The organism is Novilysobacter viscosus (assembly GCF_046600715.1).
Classification (GTDB): Bacteria; Pseudomonadota; Gammaproteobacteria; order Xanthomonadales; family Xanthomonadaceae; genus Lysobacter_C; species Lysobacter_C viscosus.
Window position 1 is genome coordinate 22,051 of the sequence record NZ_JBJMAV010000010.1, and the last position, 17,250, is coordinate 39,300.

Sequence of the window (17,250 nt, forward strand, 5' to 3'; positions counted from 1 at the left end):
TGTTGGGCGCTTAACCACGTCTCACAGTGACGAAAGGCACTCGACGTGCCTCACGGGATGCGCACAGGATGACGCTCCGGTTCAGGGCGGACGAGGCATGCCAAGTTCTCTGGTTGTATTGCACGTCGCCGCCGGTTCGGTTGCGCTTGCTTCTGGTGGTGTGGCGCTTTACAGCCTCAAGGGCGCAAAGGTGCATCGCAAAAGCGGGATGCTTTTTGTTTTGGTCATGATGGCCATGTCTGTTACTGGCGCAGTGATGGCGGCTCTGAAGCCGGAGGCTATCTCGGTTCTTGCAGGTGCGCTTACGTTCTATCTTGTCACTACTGCTTTGCTCACGGTTCGGCGTCCCGCTTCCGGCGCTCGATGGATTGACCTTGGCGCAATGTTGGTTGCGCTGGCAATTGGCATTGCCGGGATCCATTTCGGATTCGAGGCTCTCAACAGTCCCGCTGGCACAAAAGACGGGTTCCCCCCACCGCCATACTTCATCTTTGGTTCGGTGGCACTGCTGGCTTCACTCCTTGACCTGCGCATGTTGTTCGCACGGGGCGTCGCAGGGCCGCATCGGCTTGCTCGACATCTATGGCGCATGTGCTTTGCGCTGCTCATTGCCGCTGCTTCATTTTTTCTGGGCCAAGCGCAGGTGTTTCCAGACCCCATACGAAACCTTGCCCTGCTAGCGATCCCTGTGCTCGTGGTGCTGCTTCTCATGCTCTACTGGATGGCACGGGTCTTATTCGCTCGGCGGTACAGACGCGCCTAACACTTCATTCAGGCATAACCTGCTTGGCCACACCAAAGGAATGGCATGCGGGTCAAGCTTGCCTTGTTATTGGCTACGCTTTTCAGGTTGGCTTAGCTCAGGTTTCAGGCGGCTTAGGGGGTCCGATGGAACTGACAGTCCTACTAGTGGTTGTCGTTGGGCTCATCAACGTTGCAGCTTCAGTTGCAGTACTTCGCATCTCTGTCTTTGCTCCGTCGCAACGCTTGCTACAGCTGGCACTCATCTGGCTCGTGCCGGTCCTTGGGGCAATCGTCTGTGTGGCATTTGCATCTTCCCAGGCGCTTGGCCCTGCTTCGCCGAGCACCATCGATCCGCTCTATCTGCCATCTGACGGAGGGACACCGGGTGGTCCGGGAACAGGGCTCCACGGTTGTGGCGCCGGCGACGGGGGCAGCGGTGACGGTGACTAGGTCGCCGCCTAGCAGTTCATTCAAGCCGAACCCGCTTCGCGGGTCGGCTTAGCTCAGGCGTTCGCTGCCACAGGAGGTGTAATGAATGGTGAAGCTCACAAAGCCTGGGATGAGTACGTGCAGCGCAAGCGGACCGAGCGATTGTCCGAGGCTGTGCAGGTTTGGAGCGCGCTGGTAGCTGGCGGAGTCGACGCTGAAACAGTCTTGGCAATCGACTTCGTCCACTTCGGCCCATCGCAAGCGCGCGTAGAGAATCTGCGAGGGGAGCTAGCCGAAAACTGTACGGTCACAACAGAAAGCGGCTCAGATGGTTACTGGCTGCTCAAGGGCACTACGCGTCCGTACGGTGTAACGCTCTCCGCAGACGATCACCTCGCATGGGTCGACTTCATGTGCCAGGTCGCATCGAGTCATGGCTGCGTGTTATCGACTTGGTCGCTGAATGCCCCATCGCTTGATCTCATCGTCAGCAGTGAAGACTTTGACGGCGGCAGCTAACAATTAATGCAACCTTCTGCAGCTTCGCGGCACGGGTTAATATAGGCGTTAGGGCGCACAGCTACACTCCCGCGCTCGCACAGGAAGCTATTCATGGCAGGACCCGCTCGCGCTGGACTCTTCATTTACGCAAGAGACCTCGCCAGGTTGGCCCGCTTCTACGAGAAGCTACTCGGACTGGCTCGGCTGCGCACCACCGACGCGCTCGTGATCCTGAGCTCCCCGGACCTCCAGCTCATCATTCACGCTATGCCAGATCACGTCGCGCACGAGACGGATGTCTCGTTGCTGCCGGCCATCCGCGACAACGTCGCCTTCAAGTTCTTCTATACGGTCCCTAGCCTTTCCGAGGCGCAGGCCGTGGCAGAGTCGCATGGCGGCCAAGTGCTCGCAGAGCAATGGCGCGGCCCGGGCTTCATCGTCCGCAACGCCGTGGATCCAGAGGGCAACATTTTCCAGCTACGCGAAAGTGCGCCCTGACAGTTCGTCCCGGCCGACGCCGTTTTGGCGACGCGGTTCAACTCAGGTGTAAGGCGGCTAACGGCGCCAATTTCGTTGTTGGCGCTACCAAGATCACGCAAGGGACGACCATGAGAGTAGCCATCAACGGAGCGGGCATCGCGGGCACGGCCCTGGCCTATTGGCTTGGCAGGATGGGCCATGAGGTGGTGCTGGTCGAGCGGGCTCCCCAATTGCGCACCGGCGGCTACGTTCTCAACCTGTGGGGAGTCGGCTACGACGCGATGGAAAAGATGGGCCTGCTTCCGAAGCTACTGGAGCTGCAGTACGAGACCGACGAACTTCGCATGGTCGATAGACACGGTCGAACACGCGGGGGTTATCCTTCAAAGGTTCTACAGAGCCTGGCAAATGGACGCATCGCCACGTTGGCGCGCGCCGACATCGCCGCTGCAATCTACGGCTTGCTGGACGACCGAGTGGAGACGATCTTCGGCGATAGCATCGTCACGATAGATGACGACGGAACGCACGCACGCGTTGGCTTCGAGCACGCGCCGCAACGGGAGGTCGATCTCGTCATCGGGGCCGACGGGCTGCACTCGAAGATCCGCCAGATCACATTCGGCCCGGACAGTCTTTTCGAGTATCCGATGGGGTGCCATGTCGCTTCGTTCGAAGTCGCCGGATATCGTCCTCGCGACGAAAATCTCTATGTGGCGCACTCGGCGCCGGGGAGGTACGTAGCCCGGTTCCCGGTACGCGATGACAAGACACTCTTCTTCATGTTGCTCAGGGACGAATATCTGACTGGCACCCTCCCCGTCACTGAGTCAGAGCGCAAAGCCGCAATAGTGACTGCATTCTCCGACATGGGCTGGGAATGCCCCGGAATACTGTCCCAGCTGGAAACGACGGACGGGATCTACTTCGACAGCATCAGCCAGATCCGCATGGATGGGTGGGCGAAAGGCAGGGTCGTTCTGGCAGGCGATGCGGCCGCCTGCCCGTCCCTGATAGCCGGGGAGGGAGCGGGCTTGGCCCTTGCCGAAGCCTATGTTCTTGCCGGCGAAATCCATGGTCACGGAGCGGATCTCGACTCAGCGCTTGAGCACTACGAAAGGCGCATCAAGCCGTACGCTGCACGCAAGCAGAGGTACGCTGAGAGCATGGTGCCGTCGTTCGTGCCGAAAACGGAACTTGGGATAGGCGTGCGCGACTTGGCAACGCTTTTGATGCGGCTACCTGGATTTCCCAGGCTTCTAATGGGCCGCTACTTCCGTGACGCAATGGAGCTGCCCGAATACGCGATGCCATGCCCAGAAGCGCAGACGCCGCCTAACAATTCGTTCGTGCCGACGCCGCTTCGCGGTGCGGCCTGACCCAGGCGTTAGGCGTCACGGGGATCTCGCTACATGTCAAAGTTGCATTCCTAGGTTGGTCTGCGGTGCGACGCACTGAGACATGCGATCAAGCGAGACTTGGTCTGGGACGAAGTGTCCGGCATTGAGGACGCGCTGTTAGTTGAATGACTGGCTGAAGGACGCTTTGAAGACCTGATTGATCATGCGCTTGACGAATTTGAAATTCGAGACTGGTCCAGCTTTTGCACATCACTAGGCGAAACCCTTGCAAGCAATGGTGATCAAAGGCGCTTTTCGCGCCTCTTCCGTGGCCTCGCAAAGACAAGAGAGGCAGCATTCTGGCGCACATGGCCAGCGGCCCAAGAAGGGCAGATTGGAGCAATCAAGGAGTCCGCTCGCCACCTGGCCGCAACGCTTGAAGCGATGGCTGGCCTTTGGCACTGCTACTGGCGGATCAACGACCAGAAGGGAATGGCGGACGTTAGAGTCGACATGCAGCGCGTTCAGGCTCGGCGGAGGCCACCCAAGGGTCTCGCCACGGGATAATTATGGCGTGGGGCACGAAGCCACTTCCCAGAATCGAAAGGCACGCTTTGACGTGTGTAGCAGCAAAGGATGGCGCGCAGATGGCCCAGATGGTAGATGTGTTCGGCGAGCTTTTGGTTCCGCAATATTCCGACGATCCTCTCGAGTTGCGCAGGATTGCCAGCTGCTTTCGGTGGGATCGGCACTTGCCTCTGGCTTCTATTGGCGGGGTTCGCCGGCCAAAGAGCGCGCCCAACGATTCATTCAGGCCGAACCCGCATCGCGGCGCGGCTTCAACTCGGGTGTTTGATGCGAATGAAAGATTCTCGAAAGCTTGATACCTACAAGCAGCACATGGCGACCCGGGGAGTCAGCGAGTGGAATGCATTTCCGCCGCTGTGGCAGATCTTGTGGCATCTTGGGATCGCAGTTCCTCCGCCTCCGTTCCTGGGGTTCGTTACCCTGGCAACTCTATCAGGGGGTCTCTTTGGCCCCCTCTTCGCGTTCGCCGTTTGGGTACTGGAGAATCGCAGGTACGAAGGCATGTCCGGAGAAAGAGCGCTGTGGATCGCGCTCATTGGCGGTGCGGTATTCGGCCTGATCATGGCCGCGTACTATCGGCACCTGGGGCGTAAGCACCGGCTGGGCTCGTGGTCTGCGTTTCCGGCACCGGGTCTGCGCCCCTAACAATTCATCCAAGCCCCCATGCACCACCATGGGCGGCGATCACCTTCATTTCGGTCGTGCCGCCGCTTGCGTTTCAGGTGCTGGCGAACCGTGCCTACACCAAGCGCCCCCGGGACATGTCCCTAATCGAAAACTCCACGGGTAAAACATCATCGCAGTGGTCCTCTGCGGTCGGTTCGTCGCGCTTGGCCTTTTCGGCTTGGCGGCTGCGTGGCGCAGGCCTAACAAATCGTCCAAGCCGCCGCCGCTTAGCGGGCGCGGCCCAACTCAGGCGTGAGGCGGCAGAGCGTGATGCGACGCGGACTACAATCCATATTGATCGGCCTGGTCTTCGGGACTGTTGCAATGTTCCCGATGTTCGTTTCGGCCATCGGGCACGATTCGAGATCGATTTTCGTGAGTCTTGCCAACTCTGCTGCGATCAATTGGCCATTCGCGCTCGCGGAGCACGTCCTTCCAGCTTCCGGGTCGTCGAGCGTTTCAACCTTGGGGATTGTTGTCCACTACGGCTTCTACACTCTTATTGCTTGGCTGCTGCTGTCGATTTGGGCCCGTCATGTCCTCCGGTCTGCGCCCTGACGACTCGTCCACGCCGACGCCCGTTTCGCGGCGCGGCTCAAGTCAGGCGCTGGGCCTCGACCATCGTCATCAACCTACGTCATCGGAGCAGCCAATGAAGCCACTCATCGCACTCGCCCTCATGGCTCTTGCACTGTCGGGGTGCGCGATTACTCAGGAAGTGACACCTTCCGGGCTGAATCAACGGGCTCAAGAGGTGTGCCTCGTTCGCAATAGTGAAGTAGTTCAAGACGGATTTCATGAAGTTTACGTCCGGGTCCTTGAGAAGAAGGGCTTTCGGGTTCGCACATTGCCAGATGGGTCGCCCAGCACCGCATGCCCGCTGGTGGCGACCTATGAGGCCATCTATCGATGGGACATGGCCATTTACCTGGCGCGCGTGGATCTGCGGATCTGGGCCGATGGCCGCGAAGCCGGGCGTGCGGTATACGACTCGCTTTCGGGTGGAGCCAACATGAGCAAGTTCGTTCGCACAGAGGCCAAGCTCACCGAGCTCGTCGACCAGCTCTTTCCGAAGCTTCAGGCTCACCTTCGCAGGTTCCCACTCTGGCAGGCAGCGGCCTAACAATTCGTTCAAGCCGCCGTCGCTTCGCGGCGCGGCTGAGTCATGCAATGGCGCCTAGGGCTCCTGTTGCAGCCTCGGAAGTAAGGCAGAATTGATGTTGGTCCGTGAGGTACGCGCATGAAGATCTGGAAACGCCGCTTGATCGAGTCGTTGCTCCTGGGGTCCGGACTCGCCCTGGCCCTGGTTTTTCTCGCCAGGCAAGCAGCCGTTGATTGGCTCTGGCCACCGTTCTACGTTTCTTTCCAGGGGGCAGCCCTGCTTTCTGGCAATTGGCATGAACCTCCTCCATGGCTTTACCACATGGTTCTTTTTCTACAGTGCTACTTGGTGGTTCTAAGCCTGGGGTGGCTTGTAGGACGCTATCGCAGCCGACCGGCTGAAGCGTAACGATGCGTCCGCCGCTTCGTGGGCCGCATGACCCGGCGGCCAGACCGCAAGGACAGGTCTCCCGCAGATGAAGATCGGAATCCAGACCTGGGGCAGCCATGGCGACATTCGGCCCTTTGTGGCCCTGGCCGGCGGCCTGCAGGCCGCCGGCCATGAAGTAACGCTGGTGATCACGTGTGTGGACAGCGAGCGCTATGGCGGGCTCAGCACGGCATCAGGCTTCCGGCTGCGCGTCGTTTCAACACCTGTGGTGCCCGACAGGCTGCTGCTCGAGAGCATCGGGGACACGATTGTTCGTGAGCGGAACGCGATCAGACAAACCCGGCTTGCGATTGAACAGCTGCTGCTGCCCGCCGAGTCAGAGATGTACCGGGCGTCCGAGCAACTCTGTGCCGAGAACGAGCTGGTGATCGGGCACTACTTCCTATACACGCTTGGCGCTGCAGCTGAGCGGTACGGGCGCCCCTACGTGAGCGTTGTCCTAGCCGATGGCGCAGTACCGTCGGCCTTTAAGCCACCTTCCGGCGTGCCTAATCTCGGCACCTTCAGCAATCGGGTGGCCTGGCGACTTGCCAGGTCGGTCTTGAACCAGGCCCTCAAGAAGTACCCGGACCGGTTGCGGGCAAGGCACGACGTCGCGCCCGCGCGTGACATGATCGACAACGTGTGGGCATCGGACTACCTGACGTTGCTCGCCATCAGCCCGGCCATATGCCAGAGGAAGCCGGATTGGCCAAACCACTATGTGGTTTGCGGGGCGCTGGACACTCAGGAATCCGTTGCCGAGGGCTGCGTGCCCGAGCAGCTGCAGTCATTCCTGTCCAGCGGCTCCCCGCCGATATACATGACCTTCGGCAGCATGATGTCAGGCAGCAACCAAGGACAGACGATCGCACTCTTGGCCGGTGCGGCACAGAAGGCGTCGGTGAGAGCGGTCATACAGGCGCCTGGCTGGGAGCAACTCGGGCTGGAGTGCAGCAGCCAGGTCCATTACGTGAGTTCCGCGCCGCATTTCGCAGTCTTTCCACTGTGCGGAGCGGTCGTTCATCACGGTGGTGCCGGAACCTCGCAAGCAGCCCTCCGTGCCGGGATACCGTCGGTCATCGTCCCCCATACGGCAGAGCAGGAGCTCTGGAGTCGGGAGCTCGAGAAGATGGGCGTCGCATACAAGCCCATTCCCCGCAAGCGGGCAACACCTGCGCGAATCGCCTCGGCAATCAACCAGGTGGCGGCGTCTGGGCGTATCTGTGAGAACGCCAGGACGTTGGGAGCTCGCGTGGCGGAAGAAAAGGGTGTTGAAACTGCTGTCAGGGTGATAGGTGACCGGATTGCGGCCTAGCAGCGGGTCATTCGTTCAAGCCCAAGCCGCTTCGCGACGAGGATCAGCCCGGGCTTCTGGCGTCCTGCCCTTCGACACGGAGTCCCCTTGTTCGCGCCTTCCTTGATTCTTGTATTTGCCGCGCTCACCGGCATGAGCGCGATCTACCGGGGCGGCCAGAACAAGACCCGAGGGGCACCTCGCCGCGGCCACTGCCGGTGCAACGGTTGGTCTTTGCATCTCCCTGTTGCCAGTCATCGCCCTTACCCTTTCAGGTTTTCGGGCTTTCGGGCGTTTGGGCGTTTGGGCGTTTGGGCGGGACAGCCCCCTATTAGCCGATCCTGGTTGTCTACTTCATGGTAGTGGTGCTATCGATCCCAGCGCGCCGGCTTGCATACTGCGCCTGCCGTGGCCACGCTCGCGCAGGCGGGCCGCCGCTGAAAGTCGTCCAGACTGCTCCGCTTCGCAACCGGCTCAACCCAGGCGCCATCACCCATGAAGACGTTCAGCGCTCTTGCGATACTCCTATCAGGCGCTCTCGTGGCCTCCTGCTCCTCGGTGCCTCTGGATCTGGTGGATCCTTCGTGCGGAGGTAGCACGGACATTCCGGATAGCCGCCTGCTTATATTCGGCGAGCTGCACGGAACAGAAGAAGCGCCCGCGCTCGTCGGGCAGTACGTTTGCAGGGTTGCGAAGAACGGGCGCGAAGTTGTCGTCGGATTGGAGATTGACAGTGGAGAGCAGGAGCGGCTGGATAGTTACCTGCGCAGCCCGGGATCGCCAACCGACAGGTTGGAGCTGCTTGCAGGCCCGTTCTGGCAGAGGCCGGGTCAAGACGGGCGGTCAAGCAGGGCGATGCTCAACCTAGTTGAGCGGCTCCGAGCGACCCGGGCGACCGGAGGGAACATCCGCCTCGTCGCCATCGACCAGCCACACTCTGGCACTACGAGGGATGCTGCAATGGCCGCCGCTATTCGGGCTGCGCTACCTTCCGGTAGCGAGGGGCGTATTGTCGTGCTGATCGGCAACTACCACGCGAGCAGGGCACCCCGGACAGACTCCAGTACCGCCTTCCTGCTCTCCGACCTCTCGCCTACCACCATAGGTATTGCATACCGTTCCGGCACAGCCTGGGTATGTGACATGGGCAGAATTTGCGGTGATAGGCCGGTGTCCTCCAAATGGGCTGCCGATCGCCTTCCGGGATTCCACGACGGTGTTTCACCGTGGCCCGGATACGACGGGACGTACTTGATGGATCGCATATCGGCCTCCCCGCCTGCCAAACAGATGGCGCCATGAGACCGGCAACTTGTTTTCGGCTGGCGAGACGTCCTGCCGAGCGGCTCCTGACCCCTGGCAGGCATATTTGGGCAAGCCCCTCATGCAAAGGGTCCATGCACGCCTTTTGCAAGTTGGGCCTCACAGGCAGCATCGGATACCCGTGAGAACGTCAAAGCAAATTTCTGCTCGCCGAGCACTTGCGGTGTTCCTTCCTGCACTGGCGGGGGCACTGGCCGGCACGCTTGCAGGCCCCCGAATCGTCGCCCTGTTTGGCGGCGCGCCGGATTGGGTAATGCCTGCAGTGCTGGCGGTCTCGGTCATGCTGGCGTTGCTCGCCGCGTACGTTGCGTTTCATCTCGCAACCGGCCGTCGGCGGGTTCAGCTGGTGGAGCTGGCGGTGGGGCCTGACACGGCTTCCAAGCCTACGCCGCACAGCGCCAAGGCTTGACTCCGGAGTTGGACATTTCCATGCAAACCCTCGTACCTGTAGCAGTCGTAGCCCTGACTCTTGCGCTTCTGTACCTGGTGGAGAAGCGCATGCATCGTCGCTTCGTGGCGCCGCCACTTCCCGGGGTCATTTCAGGCGCTGTCGTGCTGGTCGCAATCCTCGCAGGCAGAGCAGTTGGCGACGCTTTCTCTCTAGGTGCCTGGTGGGCGCTGGCGCTCACCGCCCTGCTTGCTGGCCTGGGCTACATATCGGCCTCACTTGTCTGGGCATGGCGAAAGGCCTGACCCTTCGTGGAAGCCAAAGTCGCTTCGCGGTCCCATTGACTCAGGTACCAGGCCCTCCATGCAGGCTCAACCCGAATCCAGCCGTGAACGATACGCTCGCCTGATCGCGGCCGCCCAGTCCAACCAGTGCGTGTGGATCGCCGAATCAGCGGAGTCCACCCTCATACTGCCGAATGAGTCGGGAGAAGAGCTCATCCCCGTGTGGCCCAGCGAAGAGGAAGCTTCGGCGGTATTGGCCGGGCTGCCGAATCTGTCCGGGTTCCGCCCGGTGCCCAGGTCGCTGGACCGATGGCTCACCCTAAGCACTCCCCACCTGATCGAAGACGGCATCCTTATCGGTGCCTGCCCAGATTGTCGGATGGCGTGCCTGATGGTTCCCGCCGCAGACTTTGGTCAGGATCTCGCTCCGGCCCCGCGGCTCCAGGCCTCCGATCTGTCTCGTTTGCGCAAGAAACTGGTAGCTCGGCGCCCGCGCGGTGGGGCCTGATGCGCTTGGCAATCCGCCCAGGAGACTACGCCGTGAACCGACTTCGCTTGTGCTTGAGTGCGGGACTGTTGTTCGCGCTTTCGGCGTGTTCCAGTGAAGCGCCTGACACAGCTGCAACGTCAGCACCGGAATCGGCTCCGTCGGGGGAGCGTCTGGCCTATGTAGTGGGCTGCGTCAACTGCCACCACCAGACGCCCAAGGAAATAATCAATGCGCCGCCCTTGAGCATGGTGCAGGCCTACTCTTTTCCAGAATTCAGGAAGCTCATCACCACCGGCGTGACCCGGGACGGGCGGGACATGTATGCAAAGGGCAGCATCATGGGGATCGTCGCGAGAGAGCAGTTGTCGTACTTGACGGACGCAGAACTGAGGGCAATCCATGCCTTCCTGCAGGAAGGCTGGACAGCAGAGCGTGCCGCCCAGGAAGAGGCCAAGATCGCCAGCTTCCCGCCGCCGGCATTCCTTACGAATTGATTCGGCCCCCTGTTCTGTAGGCCTTCCGGCCGACCCTGGCAACCGGGGTGCGAGGAATGAATTCGTGCTCTCTTGCGATGCGCGTTTGATCGCCGGCATAGACTGCGGGTCCCGGCCTCTCGGATGGAAGGCGCGATACCTTTGCGATCGCAGCCTGCCCCCGGCACTTCCCTCATTGCACAGCTTCGCCATGGGAGACCAGAGGACAGGCGACCACGATTGGCATTCGATCATCGACAACCGCGCATCGGCCTCGCCGTGACAATCCATTCAAAGCACAGTAGCGTCCCGGACCCGTGTGATTCCGGCAGCCGGTCTCCCGATACCACCCAGGAGAGCGTGGATCAGGCACCAGTTCGCTTCGCGCGGTGCATTGAGCCTGTTGCTGCTTCGCGGCCCCGCCCGGACGCTGAGGCATACGCTGAAGTGCGCGCGGCCTTCACCGATGAGCGAAGATGCCGGACCTTCAAGCCGTGTATTCGGAACTACGCTCTGTCCTGGCGGTCAGCGGCTCGCGGCTGGTCGTGAAGCGTGACGATGGCGATGAGTATTACGTGGAGTCCGCCCAGTCCGCCCAGTCCGCCGGGAGCGGGAAGCCGGCATTTTTCGGCGCGGTGCAGGTCAGGGCGCGTTTCGTGAGCTACCACCTCATGCCCGTGTATACCAACCCCGAGCCTCTGGATGGACTGTCGCCCGGGCTGCAGGCACGAATGCAGGGCAAGTCCTGCTTCAACTTGAGGAGGTGGACAGTGCCCTGTTCAAAGAGCTTGCCGAACTCAGGGGCCGCGGCTACGCGCTGTTCGTCGAACAGGGCTATGCCTAGCCCCGTGCGCCCGTGGTATTTGTCCATGTCGGACCCGGAATCGCGCCGGGGATCCAGTCACGCGCCGGGCCCGGCATGAGCCTCCCGAAGCTCTTCAGTTGGCGAATCGTGCTGCTCTTCGGCGCCGCCGCCCCCCCGATGGGCGCGCTGGTCTGGTTGACGTTCGTGCCGCGGGTATCGGGTGAACTGTCATTCGGTGAGTTCGCTACCGACGCCCTGCTGTTGTTGGTGGTCGCCCTGCCCTTCTCGTGGGTCCTCGGGCTCGCCCCTTCCTTGGCGGCCGGGCTACTGATGTCGGCGGCCTGCGCGCTGGCGCCGGATGCCGTGGCCGGCCGCCGGGTGGTGCGGGCCCTCCTGGGGGCGGCACTGGGCTACATTGCAACGCTGGCGTACAAGTGGGGCATCTTTGGACCGGCGGACCTCGGGGCGGGGCTTCCGCTGGAAATGATCGGCGCGCTTGCCGCTGCTGCCTGTTCGCTGCTGGTGCGTCCCGAGTGGGTGCGCCCGCACGACTCGGCAAGGCTGAAGACGCTTCGCCGATCACCTTGATCACCGTTGGAACAGGAGGTTCATCGTGGACCATGCATTCATCGCACTGGGCGCGGCGTTCGTCGCCTGGGGGACAGTCGCATTGTGGGCGACGTGGACGCCGCCGGATCTTGCTACTCGAGCTTTCATTCGTCCCGTGCTGCTTCCTGGACGCATTGCGCCAACCCGGCGCACCCGCACGCTCGCTTCGTCCGTCCCGGTTGTGTTCGGCATGTACCTGATCGCAGCCAGCATCGCCCCCGATGGCCCCCGATGGCCCTCGGTCCTGTTCCTGGTCCTGTTCCTGGTTGCATCCGTGGCATTGCATCTCATGCGCTCTGATGGATGACAATCGACGCGCCGGGCGCCGGTACTACCCAGGCGCCAGGCAGTACGGGCAGATCCGCCCGATTTCCCTGCACCACCACTGAAAGGACGTGAAATGCGCAATTCCGGAAAAGCTCCCACCATGGCCGTATGGGTAATTTCGCTGGTCCTGTTCGTGGTCGCGCTGGTTGCGCACTTCGGCGTGGCGAGCGTTCCGCAGCCATTCGCCACCTGGTCATGGATCATCGGCTTCGGCCTGCTGCTGGTGGCATGCCGTGTGCGGGGCCTGTAGTTCGAAGGCCGACTGCGCCCCGCCGGTCATTCGAGCCGTTGCCGCCTGATGGCACGGCTTGATCCCAAAGCGGGTTGAAAGGGTGGCGTCACGTCTCCAGAAGCAGCGGTTACGCCTGCGTTCCTGGTGGCACGCTCCGGCCACCAGGCGCGATCGCTTCGTGTCCTGCTTGTTGGGTGCGTGGGCGGGGATATGGCTTGGGATCATCGGGTGCTTGCTACTGGGGGACGGCGCTGCATCATTGTCGGCACTGTTCCGGGCTGGCCTCGTTTCCGCCACGCTGCTGGCGGTTTTGGGACTGGCATTTCCAAAGGTTGTCAGGTGCATCGCCCTGCCATTCGCATTCATTGGACTTGGTGGAAGCAACTGACTCCCAATCGATGCGGCGCCGCTCAGTTGCGTTGTCCGGCGTGGTTGGCCGCATCTGCTCCACTCCCGTTCCGCGCCGTGCGAGTCGGGCCCACCGGGGAGTCGTTTGAATGACCCTGCATCTGCGCGCAGTGCTATCGGTAGCGCTCACTGCCCTGCTGGCATCGGCCTGCGCAAGCGCACCTCCATCTCAGGCAGTGGTTGCCGGAACCTACGGGTGGTCGCTGGGGTGCTGTATCGGGCTGGAGCTCCGCCTGGGCGCTGAAGGCAGGTACGAGTTGCAGACCTGGTCGTCCGACATGGAGGCGCCTTCGATGCGGGAAGGCAGGTGGCAGTTCCATGACGGGCGGGTGCAGCTGGTCCCGGCCGCATCAAGCTCGCTCGGCCTGATCGCATCTCTTGAGGTCGTTACGCGGCACGGCGTGCCCGCGCTTGCCCGGATGGAGGATATTGCCGGCCAGACGGTGCACGAGAGCAGCCTGCTCAAGCGATTGCCCCGGAGCCCGCGTTAGCGTCAGGTCGCAGTGGGCGCGCGCGCGCCCCCTGCCTTGGCCTGGAAGAACCTTGACCTGGAGGAATCTTGAAACCGATCACTGCCGCCATCCTGGCCATCGCCCTGCTGCCGTCGTGTTCCACCTCCGGGCAAAGCGCCACTCCCTGGCTCGAGTGCGCGAAGGCCGAGGCCATCGGGCTGATGGAGGTTGGAATCCCCTCGTCGTGGCCATCCACCAACTCGCTGCCCGAAGGCCTTGCCGTGCAAATCGCGTCTCTGGGCACCCACCCACCCGGCGTGGTCCATGACGCGTTCTACCGAACGCTGCACCTGGTTCAATCGGAGAATGCGTTCTACCTGCAGCAGACGGGTGGCATTGCAGGTATCGACCGCCTGTACGGGCCCATTCCACTATCGGGGCGCTGCATGCACCGTCGTTGACCACGCCTCGGGAGGCCCGCGATGCGTCCGGTCGGGGCAGCGAGGGTTCATCGCTTTTTTTTGTTCTGCCAGGGAGGGCATGAAATGATCGCGGAAAGGGGTGTGACCGGCATTGACGACGCGGTACCCGACGGCTTGCGTCGATGAGTGGATTCATGGGCGGGGTGAAGGCGAAACCGGAAAGAATCATCGGCAACGTGGCCGTCGCCAGCCTGCTTGGCGGCGTTCCGGCAGGTGCGGTACTGGCGACGATGGGGGTGGCTGTGCACGCAACACCGCCTTCGGCGCTCGACGGGCTGCAAGCCGTTGCCCAGAGCGCACTACTGGGCCCGGTCGTATCCTTCGTGTTCGGCGCCCTCTACCTGGCTCCGGCGCTTGCCCTGCTTCGCCGTACCGGCTTCGCCGGCCCACTGGTTGCGGTTGTCCTGACTGCAGTTCCGGTCGCGGCGCTCGCCCAAGACAGCCCAAGGGCGGGACTTATCGGGGTGGGATTGGCAGTTCCGGTACTGCTGGTCTTCTGTCGTCTTGCCTACGGCAACCGGGCGGTTGAGCGGTAGCATCGCCCGCGACGTCAACCGCAGCTTGCTGGAGTGCTGCCTCGCGCGCATGGTGCCACGCGGGACTGCGACGGGTTTGAAAAAGGAGGTCAGGCTCATGGGAAGGAAGTTCTGGTTGAAGCGATTTGTCGTTGCACTGCTGGTTGCCGGCGCCCTGCTTTTCGCGGTCGAGCTCGCCAAGGGACATGATCCAGGCGATGCGGCGGTGTTGGCAGCCCTGTGGGGCGCACTGTCGGCGGCGCTTTTCACCTTGATCGGCTACCTCCGCTACCGGCGCGATCCGGCATGCATGGTGCCGCGGTCATAGCGACCGCCGGCGGTCGGCGCCGATGCCCACGCTGCGCCCGGCACGGGAGTGCTTGCGCCAGTCCATTACCGGCCAACCCGTGCAGAGCGGTCTTGGCCCGGCCAAGGAGTCAGGCGGCTTGAGATATCTGGTTTTCGGCAATTCGGGTTCCGGCAAGAGCACGCTGGCCCGGCAGCTGGGGAAGACACACGGGCTGCCCCACCTCGACCTCGACTCCATCGTCTGGGAGCCGGGCAAGGTGGCCGTGGAGCGACCGCGCGAGTCCATCGACGCGTCCCTGCAGGCATTCCTGGCGGCGAATGACCGCTGGGTCATCGAAGGCTGCTACGGCGAACTGGTCCAGGCCGCGTCCGTCCACTGCACCGAACTGGTGTTCCTCAACCCCGGGCTGGAAACGTGCCTGCGGCACAACCGCCTGCGGCCCTGGGAGCCCCACAAGTACGCCTCCAAAGAGGCGCAGGACGCCATGCTGGAAACCCTGCAGGCGTGGGTCGGGGGCTACTACGAGCGGCGGGACCCCTGGTCGTACCATGCGCACCGCCGCATCTTCGATGCGTTTGCAGGCAACAAGAGCGAGCGGCCGGGCGTGGGCGATGTCGCGCGCTGACGGCAGGCATGCCGGGGCCGGGCCAGCGGACGCCCGGATGATGCGAACAGGCCCCTCTGCACGATGCATGGAGTGGAATTGAAGCGCAGGCCCAGGTCGTTCCATGGCCCATCGGCGAAGGGACGTCGCCGGGGTGGTACGCCCGTGGGCGTGGTGAGGCAACAGTGATGCACAACGTGTCGCTTGCGGTCGTGGCGATGGCCGGGCTCTTCTTCGTGGCGCTGGGAGCGCTCTCCCTGTTGGCGCCGTCCGCGGCGCGCCGGTTCCTGCTCGGATTCGCCAGCTCCCCGCGCAAGCACTACCTGGAGCTTGCGGTCCGGCTGGTGGTGGGCGCTGCCTTCCTGCTGGCCGCACCACGCACCGCCTTGCCGACGGCCCTCAGCGTCTTCGGCGGGATCATGCTGGCCACGACTGCAGGCCTGCTGCTGGTGCCCTGGCGCTGGCATCATCGCTTCGCACGGCGTGCCGTTCCGGAAGCCTTGCGGTTCCTTCCGCTGCTGGGTGCTGCCTCGGCCGTGCTGGGTGGACTGGTCTTGTGGGCGGCGCTGGGCGGCGCCGCGGGGAACATCATCTGAGCCGCCAGGGTGGGCACCAACCCGTTCGAGGACCTGGACAGCATGCGAAAGACCATCGTGACCGTCGCGTTCGTCCTGGCGCTTGCGGGCTGTGCCACCGATTCGATCGTCCATGCCACCCCGGATGAACTGCCCGGCACCTACTACAGCGGTGATGGGCTCGGCCGCAACATCACCGTTGTCCTCCGGCCCGACGGCAGCTTCTCCAGCAACTGGCAGGGCTGCCTGGGTGTCTATGGCCAAGCCGAGGGAAGCTGGCGGCTGCAGGGCGACCAGCTTCTCTTCCACTCCGCCAGCGAGCAGGAGATGCTGGCCGGCTACCTGAGAAGCGCGACCACGGTCAGGCACGGGGGAAAGCTGGGGTTCGCGCGCGCCCAGGATGTGGAGCGCGACAGAATCAACGAGCGGCTGGTGTTTACCCGCCAGGCGAGCGGGCAATGAGGCTGGCGGGCACGTCGGAATCGACCTCCCCGGGTCGCACCCTGTGCGCACGGCGACATGCGTCGGGCCGGTAACGCAATGACGCACGCACGCCGGGCCATCGTGGTCACCGGCGTTCTCCTGCCCTACCTGGCGCGCCTGCCGGGTGGACTGGAGTGGCTGGCGCAATACACGGCCGCGGGAGCGCTGGGATTCCTGCTGCTGGGGGTGTTGAACGCGATCACGTGGGGGAGCGTGCTGGCCTGGACCGCGGTCTATCGGCGCCCGGCATTGCTGGTGCTGCCAGCCGCGGCAGGCTTTGGCTTTGCGGGGTACTGGCACTACACGCTGGACCTGGCCTCCGATCCCAATGCCGCGATCGGCGTGGCAGTGATCCCCTTCTGGTCGCTGGTGCCCGTTGCACTCGCGGGGGGCGTCGGCTACCTGCTGGACAGGCATCCTGGCAAGGGGGATAACCGCTGACGCGGGCGCATTGAACGACCCGTGTGCCGGCATTGCCATTGCCGCAGGGCGCGTCCCTGGCGGTGGTTGCACGACCCGCGTTCGGCTAGCCTCGCGCAGGTCCCTTCCCACGGCGGCGGGCGAGTCCGTCGGCTGGCCCCGCTTCCGGGGTCGATTGGCAACAGGAGAACGTGATGACCCGGTATCTGATCGAACGCGAGATTGCGGGCGCCGGCGACATGTCGGAGCAGGCATTGCGCGACGCCTCGAGCCACTCCAATTCGGTCCTGGCCGACATGGGCCCGGACATCCAGTGGGTGCACAGCTATGTCGCCGGTGACAGGATCTATTGCGTCTACGAGGCGCCCAGCGAGGACCTCATCCGCGAGCACGCCCGGCGGTCGGGGTTTCCGGCCAACAGGATCAGCCCGATCAGCGCCGTGATCGATCCTTCCACGGCAACCCGATGACGGGTTGAATTCCCCGGGCGTCCC

Annotated in this window: 24 protein-coding genes; all 24 read left to right on the forward strand. The window is 63.0% G+C overall.

The window, feature by feature from the left end; all coding sequences use genetic code 11:
- Positions 1–97 precede the first annotated feature (97 nt).
- The 24 genes from ACJQWL_RS12580 (at position 98) to ACJQWL_RS12695 (ending at position 17,226) form a co-directional block, all read left to right on the forward strand.
- Positions 98–763, forward strand: coding sequence for a DUF2306 domain-containing protein (locus tag ACJQWL_RS12580; RefSeq protein ID WP_330968448.1), 666 nt, complete (start codon positions 98–100; stop codon positions 761–763).
- A gap of 512 nt (positions 764–1,275) precedes the next feature.
- Positions 1,276–1,692 carry a hypothetical protein gene (locus ACJQWL_RS12585; RefSeq protein WP_330968449.1) on the forward strand — a complete coding sequence of 139 codons (417 nt, stop codon included), beginning with the start codon at positions 1,276–1,278 and terminating at the stop codon, positions 1,690–1,692.
- Between the two features lie 93 nt (positions 1,693–1,785).
- The gene (locus ACJQWL_RS12590; protein ID WP_330968450.1) at positions 1,786–2,172 is read left to right on the forward strand and encodes a VOC family protein; all 387 of its coding nucleotides are present in this window, start codon (positions 1,786–1,788) and stop codon (positions 2,170–2,172) included.
- Positions 2,173–2,282: 110 nt separating this feature from the next.
- The gene (locus ACJQWL_RS12595; protein ID WP_330968451.1) at positions 2,283–3,533 is read left to right on the forward strand and encodes an FAD-binding domain; all 1,251 of its coding nucleotides are present in this window, start codon (positions 2,283–2,285) and stop codon (positions 3,531–3,533) included.
- An 822-nt stretch (positions 3,534–4,355) separates the two neighbouring features.
- Positions 4,356–4,727, forward strand: a complete 372-nt coding sequence (locus ACJQWL_RS12600; RefSeq protein ID WP_411300937.1) for a DUF6404 family protein — start codon at positions 4,356–4,358, stop codon at positions 4,725–4,727.
- Between the two features lie 673 nt (positions 4,728–5,400).
- Positions 5,401–5,871 (forward strand): Sbal_3080 family lipoprotein, encoded by a 471-nt coding sequence (locus tag ACJQWL_RS12605; RefSeq protein WP_330968453.1) that lies wholly within the window; start codon positions 5,401–5,403, stop codon positions 5,869–5,871.
- Between the two features lie 454 nt (positions 5,872–6,325).
- On the forward strand, positions 6,326–7,597 hold the full coding sequence (locus ACJQWL_RS12610; RefSeq protein ID WP_330968454.1) for a glycosyltransferase: 1,272 nt from the start codon (positions 6,326–6,328) through the stop codon (positions 7,595–7,597).
- A 474-nt stretch (positions 7,598–8,071) separates the two neighbouring features.
- The gene (locus ACJQWL_RS12615) at positions 8,072–8,878 is read left to right on the forward strand and encodes a TraB/GumN family protein (RefSeq protein WP_330968455.1); all 807 of its coding nucleotides are present in this window, start codon (positions 8,072–8,074) and stop codon (positions 8,876–8,878) included.
- A gap of 184 nt (positions 8,879–9,062) precedes the next feature.
- Positions 9,063–9,308: a hypothetical protein gene (locus ACJQWL_RS12620; RefSeq protein WP_330968456.1), complete on the forward strand. Its 246-nt coding sequence runs from the start codon at positions 9,063–9,065 to the stop codon at positions 9,306–9,308.
- 20 nt (positions 9,309–9,328) lie between these two features.
- Entirely contained in the window at positions 9,329–9,592 is a 264-nt protein-coding gene (locus ACJQWL_RS12625; protein WP_330968457.1) for a hypothetical protein, read from the forward strand.
- 58 nt (positions 9,593–9,650) lie between these two features.
- Complete coding sequence (locus ACJQWL_RS12630) at positions 9,651–10,079, forward strand: DUF2750 domain-containing protein (RefSeq protein ID WP_411300938.1); 429 nt, start codon at positions 9,651–9,653, stop codon at positions 10,077–10,079.
- Between the two features lie 32 nt (positions 10,080–10,111).
- Positions 10,112–10,555 (forward strand): hypothetical protein, encoded by a 444-nt coding sequence (locus ACJQWL_RS12635; RefSeq protein WP_330968458.1) that lies wholly within the window; start codon positions 10,112–10,114, stop codon positions 10,553–10,555.
- Between the two features lie 898 nt (positions 10,556–11,453).
- Positions 11,454–11,927, forward strand: a complete 474-nt coding sequence (locus ACJQWL_RS12640; protein WP_330968459.1) for a hypothetical protein — start codon at positions 11,454–11,456, stop codon at positions 11,925–11,927.
- Positions 11,928–11,952: 25 nt separating this feature from the next.
- Positions 11,953–12,255 (forward strand): hypothetical protein, encoded by a 303-nt coding sequence (locus ACJQWL_RS12645; protein WP_330968460.1) that lies wholly within the window; start codon positions 11,953–11,955, stop codon positions 12,253–12,255.
- Positions 12,256–12,375: 120 nt separating this feature from the next.
- Positions 12,376–12,525 (forward strand): hypothetical protein, encoded by a 150-nt coding sequence (locus ACJQWL_RS12650; RefSeq protein ID WP_330968461.1) that lies wholly within the window; start codon positions 12,376–12,378, stop codon positions 12,523–12,525.
- 479 nt (positions 12,526–13,004) lie between these two features.
- Positions 13,005–13,406 (forward strand): hypothetical protein, encoded by a 402-nt coding sequence (locus tag ACJQWL_RS12655; protein ID WP_330968462.1) that lies wholly within the window; start codon positions 13,005–13,007, stop codon positions 13,404–13,406.
- Positions 13,407–13,474: 68 nt separating this feature from the next.
- Complete coding sequence (locus ACJQWL_RS12660; RefSeq protein WP_330968463.1) at positions 13,475–13,828, forward strand: hypothetical protein; 354 nt, start codon at positions 13,475–13,477, stop codon at positions 13,826–13,828.
- A 143-nt stretch (positions 13,829–13,971) separates the two neighbouring features.
- Positions 13,972–14,385: a hypothetical protein gene (locus tag ACJQWL_RS12665; protein ID WP_330968464.1), complete on the forward strand. Its 414-nt coding sequence runs from the start codon at positions 13,972–13,974 to the stop codon at positions 14,383–14,385.
- Positions 14,375–14,692 (forward strand): hypothetical protein, encoded by a 318-nt coding sequence (locus ACJQWL_RS12670; RefSeq protein WP_330968465.1) that lies wholly within the window; start codon positions 14,375–14,377, stop codon positions 14,690–14,692. Before ACJQWL_RS12665 ends, ACJQWL_RS12670 begins: the two co-directional genes overlap by 11 nt.
- A gap of 118 nt (positions 14,693–14,810) precedes the next feature.
- The gene (locus ACJQWL_RS12675; protein ID WP_330968466.1) at positions 14,811–15,299 is read left to right on the forward strand and encodes an AAA family ATPase; all 489 of its coding nucleotides are present in this window, start codon (positions 14,811–14,813) and stop codon (positions 15,297–15,299) included.
- 167 nt (positions 15,300–15,466) lie between these two features.
- Entirely contained in the window at positions 15,467–15,874 is a 408-nt protein-coding gene (locus ACJQWL_RS12680) for a hypothetical protein (RefSeq protein ID WP_330968467.1), read from the forward strand.
- 42 nt (positions 15,875–15,916) lie between these two features.
- Positions 15,917–16,315, forward strand: a complete 399-nt coding sequence (locus ACJQWL_RS12685) for a hypothetical protein (protein ID WP_330968468.1) — start codon at positions 15,917–15,919, stop codon at positions 16,313–16,315.
- Positions 16,316–16,393: 78 nt separating this feature from the next.
- Positions 16,394–16,777 (forward strand): hypothetical protein, encoded by a 384-nt coding sequence (locus tag ACJQWL_RS12690; RefSeq protein WP_330968469.1) that lies wholly within the window; start codon positions 16,394–16,396, stop codon positions 16,775–16,777.
- 173 nt (positions 16,778–16,950) lie between these two features.
- Positions 16,951–17,226, forward strand: a complete 276-nt coding sequence (locus ACJQWL_RS12695) for a DUF4242 domain-containing protein (protein WP_330968470.1) — start codon at positions 16,951–16,953, stop codon at positions 17,224–17,226.
- Positions 17,227–17,250 lie beyond the last annotated feature (24 nt).